11 protein-coding genes and 1 pseudogene are annotated in these 13,894 nt (G+C 67.5%); 6 read left to right on the top strand and 6 right to left on the bottom strand.

The features are described from left to right. Positions 1-360: 360 nt before the first annotated feature. Positions 361-567, top strand: a complete 207-nt coding sequence (locus QP165_RS12820; RefSeq protein ID WP_333995940.1) for a ParD-like family protein — start codon at positions 361-363, stop codon at positions 565-567. 1 nt (position 568) lies between these two features. Beyond that, the gene (gene map / locus QP165_RS12825; protein ID WP_333995941.1) at positions 569-1,345 is read left to right on the top strand and encodes a type I methionyl aminopeptidase; all 777 of its coding nucleotides are present in this window, start codon (positions 569-571) and stop codon (positions 1,343-1,345) included. 14 nt (positions 1,346-1,359) lie between these two features. On the opposite strand, the gene QP165_RS12830 is transcribed toward map, so the two are convergent. Continuing rightward, positions 1,360-2,358 (bottom strand): LLM class flavin-dependent oxidoreductase, encoded by a 999-nt coding sequence (locus QP165_RS12830; protein ID WP_056019926.1) that lies wholly within the window; start codon positions 2,356-2,358, stop codon positions 1,360-1,362. A 139-nt stretch (positions 2,359-2,497) separates the two neighbouring features. On the opposite strand from QP165_RS12830, the gene QP165_RS12835 reads away from it, so the two are divergent. The 3 genes and pseudogenes from QP165_RS12835 to QP165_RS12845 all read left to right on the top strand — a co-directional run bounded on the left by QP165_RS12835 (position 2,498) and on the right by QP165_RS12845 (position 4,749). After that, positions 2,498-3,163, top strand: coding sequence for a pyrimidine 5'-nucleotidase (locus tag QP165_RS12835; RefSeq protein WP_333995942.1), 666 nt, complete (start codon positions 2,498-2,500; stop codon positions 3,161-3,163). Continuing rightward, positions 3,160-3,991 (top strand): annotated as a pseudogene (gene dapD, locus QP165_RS12840) (2,3,4,5-tetrahydropyridine-2,6-dicarboxylate N-succinyltransferase). Before QP165_RS12835 ends, dapD begins: the two are co-directional and overlap by 4 nt. A 14-nt stretch (positions 3,992-4,005) precedes the next feature. Then, positions 4,006-4,749 carry a CPBP family intramembrane glutamic endopeptidase gene (locus QP165_RS12845; RefSeq protein WP_333995943.1) on the top strand — a complete coding sequence of 248 codons (744 nt, stop codon included), beginning with the start codon at positions 4,006-4,008 and terminating at the stop codon, positions 4,747-4,749. Between the two features lie 112 nt (positions 4,750-4,861). Here QP165_RS12845 and QP165_RS12850 read toward each other — a convergent pair whose 3' ends face one another. The 5 genes from QP165_RS12850 to QP165_RS12870 all read right to left on the bottom strand — a co-directional run bounded on the left by QP165_RS12850 (position 4,862) and on the right by QP165_RS12870 (position 11,963). Further along, positions 4,862-5,638: an ABC transporter permease gene (locus QP165_RS12850; protein ID WP_333995944.1), complete on the bottom strand. Its 777-nt coding sequence runs from the start codon at positions 5,636-5,638 to the stop codon at positions 4,862-4,864. Then, positions 5,635-6,564 carry an ABC transporter ATP-binding protein gene (locus QP165_RS12855; protein ID WP_333995945.1) on the bottom strand — a complete coding sequence of 310 codons (930 nt, stop codon included), beginning with the start codon at positions 6,562-6,564 and terminating at the stop codon, positions 5,635-5,637. The genes QP165_RS12850 and QP165_RS12855 overlap by 4 nt, the downstream gene beginning before the upstream one ends. A gap of 158 nt (positions 6,565-6,722) precedes the next feature. Beyond that, on the bottom strand, positions 6,723-7,433 hold the full coding sequence (locus tag QP165_RS12860) for a DsbA family protein (RefSeq protein ID WP_333995946.1): 711 nt from the start codon (positions 7,431-7,433) through the stop codon (positions 6,723-6,725). Beyond that, positions 7,430-8,785 (bottom strand): M48 family metalloprotease, encoded by a 1,356-nt coding sequence (locus QP165_RS12865; protein WP_056019947.1) that lies wholly within the window; start codon positions 8,783-8,785, stop codon positions 7,430-7,432. The genes QP165_RS12860 and QP165_RS12865 overlap by 4 nt, the downstream gene beginning before the upstream one ends. Positions 8,786-8,951: 166 nt before the next feature. Further along, on the bottom strand, positions 8,952-11,963 hold the full coding sequence (locus QP165_RS12870) for an Rne/Rng family ribonuclease (protein ID WP_443019373.1): 3,012 nt from the start codon (positions 11,961-11,963) through the stop codon (positions 8,952-8,954). Positions 11,964-12,576: 613 nt separating this feature from the next. On the opposite strand from QP165_RS12870, the gene QP165_RS12875 reads away from it, so the two are divergent. Next, the gene (locus tag QP165_RS12875; protein ID WP_333995948.1) at positions 12,577-13,818 is read left to right on the top strand and encodes an N-acetylmuramoyl-L-alanine amidase family protein; all 1,242 of its coding nucleotides are present in this window, start codon (positions 12,577-12,579) and stop codon (positions 13,816-13,818) included. Positions 13,819-13,894 lie beyond the last annotated feature (76 nt).

The following is a 13,894-nucleotide window of genomic DNA, read 5'->3' on the forward strand; positions in this document are numbered from 1 at the left end:
GTTGCGCCTCGACTCCCGGTGTCGATGCGAGAACAGACGCGATGATGCCAAGAAAGAGTCCACGCATTTCATCCCCCCCCCCTCACTATTTTATGTCGTTATCTTATCCTGATCGCGAACTATCGACAATGCTGGGGGCGGTGGGGAGACGCGGCAATACTTGGTTATTTGATACAAAATCAGTGGAAGATCGTCGTTGTAACTATTGGGCGGAATGCGCTGCGGTCCGCGGCGATTGCGCGCGTGGCCTCGGCAATCCGGGCGTTTGAGACCTGTTGCAACCGGCTTCCTCCTCGATATTGACCAAGTAGTATATGAAACATATACGGTCCGTAGCGTCGCTAGGCCTGGAAGGTGAATATGGGAATCGTGAAGATTGACGACGCGCTGCATGAGGAGGCGCGCCGGGCCAGTGGTGTCATGTGCCGGTCGATCAATGCGCAGGCCGAGTTCTGGATGAAGATCGGGATGCTTGCCGAGGCAAACCCGACATGGTCGTTCAACGATATCGTCGTGGCGCAACTGACCGCGGGCCACGTCCGTGGCGTCGAAGCGGTGGCCGCCTGACATGGTGAAGACGCGCGAGGAACTTGCGCTGATGCGCGTGTCGGGAAAGCTGCTGGCGTCCGTCTTCGAGATGCTCGACGGGCAGACGTTGCGCGGCATGTCGACGTTGCAGATCAACGATCTGGTCGAGCAGTTCATCACGGTGGATCTGGCGGCACGGCCGGCGAGCAAGGGGCAATATGGCTTCAAGTTCGTGCTGAACTGTTCGATCAACCACGTGGTCTGCCACGGCGTGCCCGATGCGGACGCGATCGTTCGCGACGGCGACATCATCAATCTCGACATCACGCTCGAGAAAAATGGCTTTATTGCGGATTCGAGCAAGACCTATCTGGTCGGGACCGCGTCGCCCGCCGCAAAGCGTCTGGTACGCGTCGCGCAGGAGGCGATGTGGAAGGGGATAGCGCAGGTGCGGCCGGGCGCGCATGTCGGCGATATCGGCTTTGCGATCGAGCGTCATGCCAAGAAGAACGGCTATTCGGTCGTCCGCGAGTTCTGCGGGCATGGTATCGGTCGTGAAATGCACGAGCAGCCGGACATCATGAACTTCGGGCGGCCGGGCGCGGGCGTGCGGCTGTGCGAGGGCATGGTGTTCACGATCGAGCCGATGATCAACCAGGGCTCACGCAAGGTCTCGACCGAGGAGGACGGGTGGACGGTCGTGACCGACGACGGCAAGCTCTCGGCGCAGTTCGAGCATACGGTCGCGGTCACGAGCGACGGGGTGGAGGTTCTGACGCTGCGCCGTGATGAGGCACCGCCAGCGCGCGCGGCCTAGACAGCCGCCGCGCGTCAGGCAGCGAGTTTCAGGTCTTGCATGACCGCGGCGGTGATCGACAGGCTGCGCTTGCGCGCTTCATGGTCGAAGATCGCGCTCGTCACCATGACCTCGTCGACGCCGGTGCGTTCGACGAACGCGGCGATCCCGCGCGCGACCTTTGCCGGGCCGCCGACCGCCGAGCATTGCAGCACATGGTCGAGGATCGCGTTGCCCTGCGGCCCCAGCGTGTCGCGGTAATGCGCGACGGGGGGCGGCAACTGGCGCGGGTTGCCCGTGCGCAGCGCGACGAACGACTGTTGCTGCGAACTGGCGAGCAGTTCGGCCTCCGCGTCGCTGTCGGCGGCAAAGACGTTGAACCCGGCCATCACGTGCGGGCGCGACAGGAACGCCGACGGCTTGAAGTCGCGACGATAGATTGCGAGCGCACTGTCGAGCGCGTCGGGCGCGAAATGCGACGCGAACGCATAGGGGAGCCCGAGCGCGGCCGCGAGCTGCGCGCCGAACGTGCTCGATCCGAGCAGCCACATCTCGGGCTTCGCGCCGGCACCCGGAGTCGCGGTGATCCCGGTCTGGCCATCGTCGGCGAAATAGCTCTGCAGTTCGAGCACGTCCTGCGGGAACGCGTTGGCATCGGTCTCGAGCGTGCGGCGCATCGCGCGCGCGACGCGCTGGTCGGACCCCGGCGCGCGGCCGAGGCCGAGGTCGATCCGCCCCGGAAACAGCGCGTCGAGCGTGCCGAACTGTTCCGCGATCGTCAGCGGCGCGTGGTTGGGGAGCATGATCCCGCCCGAGCCGACGCGGATCGAGCGCGTCGCCGCGGCGATATGCGCGATCACCACCGCGGTGGCGGCGGAGGCGATTCCGGTCATGCCGTGATGCTCGGCGACCCAGTAGCGCGTGAAGCCGACGCTTTCGGCGTGGCGTGCGAGATCGGCGGCGTTGGCAAGAGCTTGGGAAACCGTGCCGCCTTCGACGACAGGGACGAGATCGAGAAGCGAATAGCGTGTCATGAAAGACGAGATGGGTGTGCGCGCCGCCGACATCCAGCCCTTGATTCTCTATCGCGCGGTATAGCGGGGCTGTGCGCGGGCGTTGCGGTGACCGACCCTGCTTGCCCCGACCGGGCGGGGTGCCTAGAGGTTCGCCGCGATGCTTGCCCGCCTTGCCCCGATCCGCAACTGGATCTTCGACCTCGACAACACGCTGTACCCGGCGAGTGCCGACCTGTTCTCGCAGGTCGATGCGCGGATGACGGCGTTCATCCAAGACCTGCTGGGGCTGGAGCATGACGAGGCGCGCCGCGTCCAGAAGGGCTATTTCCACAATCACGGCACGACGCTGTCGGGATTGATGACCGAGCATCACGTCGATCCGCACGCGTTCCTCGCGCATGTCCACGATATCGAGATGGACGTGCTCGAGCATGATGCACCGCTCGTCGCGGCGATCGCCAAGCTGCCGGGGCGCAAGCTGATCTTCACCAACGGCGACGTGCCCTATGCGCTGCGAATCCTCGACCGGCTCGGCCTGCGCGACAGTTTCGAGGCAATCCACGACATCCACGCGATGGACCTGATGCCCAAGCCGCATGCCTCGGCCTATGCCGGGTTCTGCGCGCGGTTCGGCATCGACCCCAACGAGTCGCTGTTCGTCGACGACATGGTCCGCAACCTCGCGCCCGCCAAGGCGATCGGCATGACGACCGTCTGGGTCGACAACGGATCCGAGCAGTCGCCGGGTACCGAGCGCGACCATATCGATTTTACCGTCCCGGTGCTCGCGCCGTGGCTGGAAAGCATCTTGGAGATAGCATGAGCACGCTGCAGACGATCATCGACGCCGCCTGGGACGACCGCGCAAAGCTGGGGTTCGACACCAGGGGGAGGTCCGCGACGCGGTCGATAGCGCGCTGGCGATGCTCGATGCGGGCACCGCGCGCGTCGCCGAGCCGACCGGCGGTGAAACCGGCGGCGGCTGGCAGGTCAACCAGTGGCTGAAAAAGGCGGTGCTGCTGTCGTTCCGGCTGAACGACAATGTCGTGATCGACGGCGGGTCGGCGGGTGCGCCCGCGTTCGACAAGGTGCCGTCGAAATTCGCGGGCTGGGGCGAGGCCGAGTTCCGCGCGGCGGGGATCCGCGTCGTACCTGGCGCGGTCGCGCGCCGCGGCAGCTTCATCGCCAAGGGCGCGATCCTGATGCCGAGCTTCGTCAACATCGGCGCGCATGTCGGCGAGGGCACGATGGTCGATGCCTGGGCGACCGTCGGCAGCTGCGCGCAGATCGGCCGCAACGTCCACCTGTCGGGTGGCGCGGGGATCGGCGGCGTGCTCGAGCCGCTGCAGGCGGACCCGGTCATCATCGGCGACGGCGCGTTCATCGGTGCGCGCGCAGAGGTCGCCGAGGGCGTCCGCGTGGGCGAGGGCGCGGTCCTGTCGATGGGCGTCTATCTCGGCGCGTCGACCAAGATCATCGACCGCGAGACGGGTGAGGTGTTCAAGGGCGAAGTCCCCCTTACGCGGTCGTCGTGCCCGGTTCGATCGGCGGCGGTGACGGCAAGCCCGCGCTGTATTGCGCGGTGATCGTCAAGCGTGTCGATGCGCAGACGCGGTCGAAGACGAGCATCAACGACCTGTTGCGCGACTGACCGGCGACGCGCTGATGCCGGCGCCGATCCTGCCGGCGCCGATCCTGCTGCTGATCGTCGCGGCGTACACGCTGGCGATCGCATGGCGGGGGCGGACGTTCCGGGTACGCCTCGCGCTGCCTGGCCGCGGGACGCGCGGGGACAGGATGACCGCATGGGCGCTGGGGCTGGCGGTATCGTTCGCGCTGCCGGCGGTACTCGGGCTGGCATTGCTGGGGCAGGGTCCGCTGGGTGCGGGTCAGCCCGCCGCGATGCGAGTGCTACCCGACGACTGGCCGCTGCTGCCGACCACGCCGCTGGTGCTCGGGATGGCGCTGGGGAGCATCGTCAACGCGGCGATCACGCACTGGCGGTGGCGCCGCGGCAAGACCGCGTTCGAGATCGCCCATCTGCCCGACGTCGCACCGCAGGCGCGCTCGGAGCTGTGGCCCGCCACCGCGTTGTCGCTGAGCGCCGGGGTGAGCGAAGAGCTGTACTTCAGGCTGTTCCTGCCGCTTCTGATCGCGATGGTGTCGGGCGATGCGGTGATGGCGACGATCCTGGCCACGCTCCTGTTCGGCGCGGTGCATCGGTACCAGGGCGTGCGCGGCATGATCGCGACGACGATCGTCGGCGGCGGGCTGGCCGTGATCTACGGTCTGACCGGCGCGCTGTGGATGGCGATCGCGCTGCACGTCGTGATCGATCTCAACGCGCTCGTGGTGCGACCGCTGGCGCGCGGCGCGTGGCGACGGTCCGGCCCGGAGGGACGCGCGTAGGGGCGAGCGTCTACCGGGCAGCGACTGACACGCATGCGATCATGCGGTGAGCACCGGCAAGGCGGCGGGCAGTTCATGCCCCCCGGCCTCTGCCGGGGGGCGTTTGCCACCGTCAGTTCTTCATCCGCCAGCCGGTCCTGAAGATCCACGCGATCACCGCGAGGCAGGCGACGAGGAAGCCCGCGGTGACCGCGAGGCTGACACCAATCGCGACGTCGCCCTTGTCGAAGAAGCTCCAGCGGAAACCGCTGATCAGATAGACGACGGGATTGAACAGGCTGAACGTGCGCCAGGGCTGTGGCAGCATGTCGATCGAGTAGAATGCACCGCCGAGGAACGTCAGCGGCGTGATCAGCAGCGCGGGCACGAAATTGAGCTGCTCGAACCCGTTCGCCCAGACGCCGATGATGAACCCGAAGAGGCTGAACGTGACCGCGGTAAGCAGCAGGAAGGTCAGCATCGCAAACGGGTGTGCGATCTGCAGCGGGACGAAGCACGCGGCGGTCGCGAGGATGATGAGCCCGATGATTACCGACTTGGTGGTCGCGGCACCGACATAGCCGATCACCATCTCCATCGCCGAGACGGGGGCGGACAGGAGTTCGTAGATCGTGCCGGTGAATTTGGGGAAGTAGATGCCGATCGACGCATTGGCGATGCTTTGCGTCAGCAGCGACAGCATGATCAGACCGGGGACGATGAAGCTGCCATAGCTGACGCCGCCGACTTCCTGCATCCGGCTGCCGATCGCACCGCCGAAGACGATGAAATACAGCGACGTGGTGAGCACGGGCGTGACGAGGCTCTGCCAGAGCGTGCGCAACCCGCGTGCCATCTCGAAGCGATAGATCGCCCAGATGCCGTGCAGGTTCAGATGGGGAGCGTTCATGCGCGGTCTCCGACGAGATCGACGAAGATGTCTTCGAGGCTCGACTTGCTGGTTTCGAGATCCTTGAAGCCGATGCCGAGTTCGGCCAGCTTGCGGAGCAGCGAAGGAATGCCGGTGTGGTCCGCCTGCGCATCGAAGACGTAGCGCAGACGCTTGCCCTCGTCCTGAAGCGACAGGTCCCATTCGGCGAGGTCGGGCGGGATCGTGTCGAGCGGCTCCTGCAGCGAAAGCTCGAGCTCGCGCTTGCCGAGCTTCTTCATCAGCGAGGCCTTGTCGTCGACCAGCAGCAATCTGCCCTTGTTGATGACGCCGACGCGGTCGGCCATCTCCTCGGCCTCCTCGATGTAGTGCGTCGTCAGGATGATCGTGGTGCCGCCTTCGCGCAGGCGGTGGACGAGCTTCCACATGTCGCGGCGCAGCGCGACGTCGACGCCCGCGGTGGGTTCGTCGAGGAACAGGATCTCGGGCTCGTGGCTGAGCGCCTTGGCGATCAGCACGCGGCGTTTCATCCCGCCCGACAATTCCATGATCTTGGCGTGGCGCTTGTCCCACAGCGACAGGTCGCGGAGCACCTGTTCGATATACGTGCTGTGGCCCGACCGGCCGAACAGGCGGCGGCTGAACGTGACGGTGGCGAGCACCGTCTCGAACATGTCGACGTTGAGCTCCTGCGGCACCAGCCCGATGCGACTGCGCGCCTGCTTATAGTCGTGGATCGCGTCGTAGCCCGCGACCCTGATCGTGCCCGCGGACGGCGTGACGATGCCGCAGATGATGCTGATCAGCGTCGTCTTGCCCGCGCCGTTGGGGCCGAGCAGCGCGAAGATCTCGCCCTTGCGGATGTCGAGATCGACGGGGTGGAGTGCGGTGGTGCCGCTCTTGTAGGTCTTGGTGACGCCCGCGACGGACAGGATCGGTTCAGTCATTGGCACCCCTTTTTCGAGAGGGGAGATGGGGGCGGCGGGGACATATTGATAGGGGCCGTCAGCGCCCATTGCCGTCATCCGGGGCTCGACCCAGATTCCAGAGCCACACGCGTTCCGGTTGCGGCTCTGGATCCTGACTTTCGTCAGGATGACAGGGGTCAGCCGGCGCGCGCCGCGGCGACCGCCTTTTGCAGCTCCTCGAGCGGCAATGCGCCGGACAGGACGCGGTCGCCGACCACCCAGCTCGGCGTGCCCGTCACGCCGAGCTTGGCGGCGGTTTCCATGTTCTTGGCGATCTCGGCGTCGGCGGTCTTGCCGAAGCCCGGCTGTGCCGTGTCGACGCCCGCCTTTGCGGCCGCCGCGGCGATCGAGGCGTCGCTGACCGGGCCGCCGGCGTAGAGCGCGTCGTGGAAGGTGGCGAACTTGCCCTGCGCCGCCGCCGCGAGGCTCGCGCGTGCGGCAACGCGGCTCTCGGCGCTCAGCACCGGGAGTTCGCGGAAGACGACGCGGACCTTGGGGTCGGCCGCGATCAGCCTGGCGATCGTCGGCAGGCTCGCGCGGCAATAGCCGCAATTATAGTCGAAATACTCGACCAGCGTGACGTCGCCCTTGGGATTGCCCGCCCAGGCGCTGCCGAACGGCGTGACGATCGCGGCGCGGTTGGCGGTCACCGTCTTGCCGGATTCGCGGTCGCGCAGCTTCTCCATCGCCTCGGGCAGGATCTCCGGGTGCGCGAGGACATAGTCGTGGACGATCGCCTCGACCTGCGCGCGTTCGACGCCGCCGCCCTGACGGTCAAAGCCCCACACCGCGAGCCCGCCGAGGATCGCACCGGCCACCGCGATCGCGGGCAAACTGAATCTGTTCATCGGCGGCGCTTATACTGCTTTGGATTGTCGTCCATCTCGTTTTGCGCGGTCATCGCGATGTCCTGCGCACGGATCCAGTCGGGGGTGTTCGCGGGGATGTTCGCCAGTGCATAGCGCGCGCTCGACGACGCGGTGCGCATGTCGCCGCCCATGCTCGCACGTTCGGCGGTGGCGAGCGCCGCGCGCGGCGTGTCGCCGGTAAGTTCGTACACCGTGCCGAGCTGCATCCAGGCGAACGGGTTCTGGTCGTCGCGTGCGACCGCGGTCCGGAGCACCCTGGTGGCTTCGGGATAATTCGCCTTGTTCTCGGTCGCGATCAGCGCGTGGCCGAAGGTCGTCGCGATCAGGGGGTTGTTGCGCGATCCCTCGGTCGCCTCGCGCAGCGGTACGAGCGATTCGACCGGCTTGCCCGCCTCGAGCAGGATCTGCCCCTTGATCTCGAGGAAGTAGGGATCGTCGGGCTTCGCCTTGACGAGCGCGTCCGCCTCCGCGTCGGCTTTCTCGGGGTAGCCCGACTTGTGATAGGCATAGGCGCGCGCATAATGCGCGTAGATCGACTGGTCGCTCGGCGGATAGCTTTGCAGCGTCCGCGGTGCGGGCATGACATAGCCGGCGAGCTTCGCCTTCACGCGGCGGAAGCGCTCCTCCAGCGCGGCGTCGGGTTTGATCGCCCAGGCCGGCGATGCCTGAAGATCCGCGGTCAGCGCCGAGACGCGTTCGCCCGACAGCGGATGCGACTGCATGTACGGATCGATATTGGCGGTGCCGTAGCGATATTCCTGCTGTTGCAGCTTCTTGAAGAAGCTCAGCATGCCGCGACCGGTGACGTTGGCCTCGCGCAGATATTTGGCGCCGCTGGCATCCGCGGTCGATTCCTGCGTGCGGCTGAACGCGAGATAATTGCCCATCGCGGCCTGCTGTCCCGCCGCCATGATCCCGGCGCCTGCCTCGCCGCTGCCCGCCGCCATCGCCGCAAGGCCGAGCACCATCGAGAGCAGGTACATCCCCATCGCGGGCTTGGTACCACGGTCCGAGAGGACGACATGGCCGTCGGCGATGTGACCGAGCTCGTGCGCGATCACGCCCTGCACCTCGTTGGCATTGTCCGCCGCCTGCAACAGCCCCGAATGGACGTAGACGGTCTGGCCGCCCGCGACGAAGGCGTTGATCGAGTCGTCGTTGATCAGCACGACCTTGACGTCGCGCGGCGACAGGCCGGCGGCCTTGACGAGCGGCGCCGACATCTCCGCGAACATCGTCTCGGTCTCGGCATCGCGGAGGATCGACTGCGCGTGGGCGGGTTGCACCCAGAGCAGCAGGGCGGCGGTCGCGGCGGCTACGAAACGCTTCATATCGGGCGTTATCGTCGATCGGGGGCGGGGGGCAATGGCGCAGCGCCGGCGTGTACGGTGCCGTTCGGGCGGTTGGGCGCGGGCGCGGGCGCGCCGAAGCGGCCCGCAACGAAAAACGGGCGCGGCCTTTCGGTCGCGCCCGTCTGTCGGGTGATGCGCGCCGGCGTCAGCCGAACGTGCGCTGCCACCAGCCACGGCGGGGTGCGCCGTCGGGGTCGTCATTGCCGTTGCCGCTGCCCGTATCGGCCTGCGGCTGGACCTCGACCTCGGGTGCCGCCGTCTCGACGGGGGCGGCAAGCGCGTCGGTGGTCGGCGCGGCATCGCCCGCCTCGATCACCGCGGTCTTGCGCGGGCGACCGCGCGGCTTGGCGACCTTGGCAGGGGCCTCCTCGGCGGCGGGCGCTTCGGCGACGGGCGCGACCGCCACGTCACCCGCCTTGCGACGCGTGCGCTTCGGCTTCGGCGCCGAGGCTTCGATGGTCTCGGCGGGCGTTGCGCTCACCTCGTCCATCGTCGCGTCGGCAACCGCCTCGCGGCGACGACGACCCGCCTTGGCGCGTGGCTCAGCCGCAACGGGCTCCGCCACATCGGCCACGGCGGGCTCGGCAATCGCCGGCTCGGCAACGGCGTCTTCAACGCCAGCGCCGGTATCCGCTTCGGCTTCGACCTCGGCAACGCGCGGCTTGCGGCCACGACGCGGCTTCGGTGCGGCATCGGCAACCGCCTCGGCGATGTTGCTCGCGGCGGCCGCGGCACGCGCGCGGGGACGACGACGCATCTTGGGCGCGTCGGCCGCGTCAGCGGGTGCTTCGTCCGCCACGCTGCCGGCCGCAACCGGTTCCGCGGGCGCATAGGCCTCGTCCGTGTCCGTCGCGGTGCGATCAGGCTCGGGGGCGTCGGCGATCAGCGCGGCATCGTCGACGCTGCTGACGGCGATCGGCTGATCCGTACCCTGCTCGTTGCGACGTCCGCCGCGACGACCGCGACGACCACGACGACGACGGCCTTCGCCTTCGCCGTTCGTTCGATCGGCCGGTGCGGCGTCGTCGGCGGCGTCGTCCGTCACGCCGTCCGCGGCTTCGTCGAGTGCGCCGGTGCCGCCGATCTCGACGATCTCGCCCTCGACCTCGTCGATTTCCTCGACGTTGCCATCCGCCTCGTCGAACGTGCCGGTGTCAGCGACGCCCTCGGCTGCCCCCTCTTCGCCGGGACGCGCACGACCGCGACGACCGCGACGGCGGCGACGCTTCTTGCCGCCTTCGCCGTCCGCGTCACGCGCCTCGCGTGCGCCCTGCTCGCGCCCGCCTTCACGACCGCCTTCACGGCCCCCTTCACGACGGCGCGGCTGCTCGGCCTCGGCCTCTTCGACCTCGTCCTCCTCGATCTCGTCCTCGATCTCCTCGGGAAGGTCGTCCTCGTCCTCCTCGATGATCTGCACGAACTTCGGCGGATGCGCGGGCGGCGGGCCGCTGGCCTCGACCGTCATGTGCGCGCCTTCCTCGTCCTGGCCGGGGATGATCTCGACGATCACGCCGTAGCGATCCTCGATCTCGGCGATGTCGGCACGCTTGCGGTTGAGGATGTAGACCGCGGCCTCCTGGCTCGCGCGCAGTGTCAGCAGCGAGCCGCGACCGCGCGCGGCCTCGTCCTCGATGAGGCGGAGCGCGGAGATGCCCGACGACGATGCGGTGCGCACCAGCCCGGTGCCCTCGCAATGCGGGCAGGCGCGGGTCGATGCTTCGAGCACGCCGGTGCGCAGCCGCTGGCGGCTCATTTCCATGAGACCGAACGACGAGATGCGGCCGATCTGGATGCGCGCGCGATCGTTCTTCAGCGCCTCCTTCATCGCCTTCTCGACCTTACGGACGTTGGAATTGTTATCCATGTCGATGAAGTCGATGACGACGAGCCCGGCCATGTCGCGCAGGCGGAGCTGGCGGCCGATTTCCTGGGCTGCCTCGAGGTTGGTCGCGGTTGCGGTCTGCTCGATGCTGTGCTCGCGCGTCGAGCGGCCCGAGTTGATGTCGATCGAGACGAGCGCCTCGGTCGGGTTGATGACCAGATAGCCGCCCGACTTCAGCTGGACGACGGGATGGTACATCGCCGACAGCTGATCCTCGACGCCGGCGCGCTGGAACAGCGGAACCGGATCGGCGTAGTGCTTGATGCGACGGGCGTGCGTGGGCATCAGCAGGCGCATGAACTCGCGCGCCTGGCGATAGCCGTCCTCGCCCTCGACGATGACCTCTTCGATTTCCTTGTTGTAGATGTCGCGGATCGCGCGCTTGATCAGGTCGCTGTCGCCGTAGACGAGCGCGGGTGCCGACGCCTTCAGCGTGGCTTCGCGGATCCCGTCCCACAGGCGGGCGAGGTAATCGAAGTCGCGCTTGATCTCGACCTTCGAGCGCTGGAGGCCCGCGGTGCGGACGATGCAGCCCATCGAGGGCGGCAGCTGCATGTCGGCCATGATCGACTTCAGCCGCTTGCGATCGCCCGCGTTGCTGATCTTGCGCGAGATGCCGCCGCCGTGGCTCGTGTTCGGCATCAGCACGCAGTAACGGCCGGCCAGCGACAGATACGTGGTCAGCGCCGCGCCCTTGTTGCCGCGTTCTTCCTTGACGACCTGGACGAGCAGCACCTGGCGGCGATGGATCACGTCCTGGATCTTGTAGCGGCGGCGCAGGTTCATGCGACGCTCGCGCAGATCCTCGACCGCGGCATCGTCGCTGCTCGACTTGCGCTTGCGACGCGGGGCCTCGCCGGCCTCTTCGCCGCCTTCGAGTTCCTCGGCGACGTCGGGGTCTACCCCGCCATCGTCCTCGAAGCGCTCGATATCGTCTTCGTCGTCACCCTCTTCGTCGTCCGAATCATAGTCGGCGCGCAGCGCGGCTTCCTCGGCGGCGTGCTCGGCTTCTTCGCGGAGCAGCGCGTCGCGGTCTTCCTTGGGGATCTGGTAGTAATCGGGGTGGATCTCGCTGAACGCGAGGAAGCCGTGCCGATTGCCGCCGTAATCGATGAACGCCGCCTGGAGCGACGGCTCGACCCGCGTGACCTTGGCGAGGTAGATATTGCCCTTGAGCTGCTTGCGTTCGGCACTCTCGAAATCGAATTCCTCGATCCGGTTACCTTTGACGACGGCGATCCGGGTCTCTTCCCGGTGGCGTGCGTCGATCAGCATACGCGTTGTCATAATAAAGTCTCCGCGCGCGCGCCGGGCCTGATGGCAGCCGTCGCGCGCTTGATGGTGGGGCGGTCGGACACGGACGTCCTGAGCCGCGGAAGGTATGCGAAACTGCCTCTGCTCGGCGCGCATGCCGCGGGATCTGACCCTGCGGCGCCCGCACGACCGCGATCCCGTCGGCGAAGGCCGATCGGTGCGCGGGGCGGGGGGAATGCGTCATTCGAGCGTCAACCTGAAATTGCCGCGCCGGCGAGGATCGCAGGCGGGCGTTGAGACCGGCGCGTCGCTGTAAAAATTTAAGCGATGCACGGGTGCACGACAGGACTAGCACTGCATATCCGATCCCGCAACTGGCGCGGCGCGGGGGCGTGTTGGGGCTTCGGGTACGCTGGATCCGGGGTCGGGGCCGGTGGCGCACGGCTTTTGGATTTGTGGTGTGTCGGGATGCCAAAGGGAGGGGTTTTGCGGGTCGGGGCGTTTGCCGGGGCGGCAGGGAATTGCCGGTAAATCGCGGCAAACGGCAGGTTAACCCTACCCCGCAACACCCTTTTGCGGCGTCGTGGTCTAGAGGGAGCAGCGTGATCGAATGTACCGATCGAAGGGGTGTGGCATGGCTTTTCGCTGGACCGGCGGCGCGGTCGCACGGCATGGACGCAGGATGGTCGCGGTCCTCGCCCTGATGCTCGGCTGGCTGTCCGGCGTTCCCGCGCTCGCGGCGACGGTGCAGAGCGTCGCGATCGGCAGCGCGCGGATCGTCATCCGCTTCGATGCACCGGTCGACCGGGCAGCCAGCGAGATCCTCACCGGACGGCAGCAGATCGCGGTCGATATTGCGGGCGTGACGCCCGGCGCACAGGCCAGGGCGGGGGGCGTGGTAACCCGCGTCACGCAGCGCCGGCATGGTGCGGAGGGTCTGCGGATGCTGTTCGACCTGTCCGAGCCGGTGATCGTCGCCGATGGCGGTTTCGACTCGGACGGGCGCGAGCTGACGCTGGCATTGCGCCGCGTCGATGCGAGCGGGTTCGCGCAGGCCGGGGTCGCCGGCCCGATCACCTTCTTCCCGCTGAGCTTCGTCGGGCGACCGGCACCGCGCTACAAGGTGTCGATCCCCGTGCCCGCGCGCGCGCGCGGCGTGGCGCTGCCGCGCGTCGAGGGGGACGATCTGCGACCGCTGGTGGTGATCGATGCGGGGCATGGCGGCGTCGATCCAGGTGCGATCGGCCCCGACGGGCTGCGCGAGAAGGACGTGACGCTGAAGGTCGCCAAGACGATCCGCGATGCGTTGCTCGCCTCGGGCCGCGTGCGCGTCGCGCTCACGCGGAGCGACGACCGGTTCCTCATACTGCGCGAGCGGTACGGCGTGGCGCGCCGGTTGAAGGGTGACCTGTTCATCTCGATCCACTGCGACAGCACGGGATCCGAAGGCGCGACCGGTGCGACCGCGTACACGCTGTCCGAGGTCGCGTCCGACAAGGAGGCCGCGCGGCTTGCGGCGCGCGAGAACAAGGCGGACGTGATCTCCGGGGTAAATCTGGGGGAGGCGCCGGCGGACGTGTCGTCGATCCTGATCGACCTGACGCAGCGCGAGACGATGAACGCGTCGGCGACGTTCGCGCGACTGCTGGGGCGCGAAGCGAAACCGCTGATGCCGCTCAAGGCCAATTTTCACCGGATGGCGTCGCTGATGGTGCTGAAGGCGCCCGACATGCCCTCGATCCTGTTCGAGACGGGGTATATCTCGAACCCGCAGGATGCGGCGTTTCTCGATAGCGCCGAGGGGCGGGAGCGGATCGCGCAGAGCGTGACGCGCGCGGTCGAGGTGCATTTCGCGCGGCGGATGGCGAACCGGTAGGTTTCGGAAAGGGCCGCTCGCCCTTGTGGCGGGGTTGCGGTTTCCTCCCGCCCCACATCATGGCACAAGTCGCCCA

This window comes from Sphingomonas sp. 22R3R2A-7 (genome assembly GCF_036856055.1).
Lineage (GTDB): Bacteria > Pseudomonadota > Alphaproteobacteria > Sphingomonadales > Sphingomonadaceae > Sphingomonas.

Bases quoted from the DNA above. Each gene is read 5' to 3' on its own strand.
- QP165_RS12830 (WP_056019926.1), bottom strand. From the start codon at position 2,358: ATGACACGCTATTCGCTTCTCGATCTCGTCCCTGTCGTCGAAGGCGGC.
- QP165_RS12820 (WP_333995940.1), top strand. From the start codon at position 361: ATGGGAATCGTGAAGATTGACGACGCGCTGCATGAGGAGGCGCGCCGG.
- QP165_RS12850 (WP_333995944.1), bottom strand. From the start codon at position 5,638: ATGAACGCTCCCCATCTGAACCTGCACGGCATCTGGGCGATCTATCGC.
- map (WP_333995941.1), top strand. From the start codon at position 569: ATGGTGAAGACGCGCGAGGAACTTGCGCTGATGCGCGTGTCGGGAAAG.
- QP165_RS12855 (WP_333995945.1), bottom strand. From the start codon at position 6,564: ATGACTGAACCGATCCTGTCCGTCGCGGGCGTCACCAAGACCTACAAG.
- QP165_RS12835 (WP_333995942.1), top strand. From the start codon at position 2,498: ATGCTTGCCCGCCTTGCCCCGATCCGCAACTGGATCTTCGACCTCGAC.
- QP165_RS12860 (WP_333995946.1), bottom strand. From the start codon at position 7,433: ATGAACAGATTCAGTTTGCCCGCGATCGCGGTGGCCGGTGCGATCCTC.
- QP165_RS12870 (WP_443019373.1), bottom strand. From the start codon at position 11,963: ATGCTGATCGACGCACGCCACCGGGAAGAGACCCGGATCGCCGTCGTC.
- QP165_RS12845 (WP_333995943.1), top strand. From the start codon at position 4,006: ATGCCGGCGCCGATCCTGCCGGCGCCGATCCTGCTGCTGATCGTCGCG.
- QP165_RS12875 (WP_333995948.1), top strand. From the start codon at position 12,577: ATGGCTTTTCGCTGGACCGGCGGCGCGGTCGCACGGCATGGACGCAGG.
- QP165_RS12865 (WP_056019947.1), bottom strand. From the start codon at position 8,785: ATGAAGCGTTTCGTAGCCGCCGCGACCGCCGCCCTGCTGCTCTGGGTG.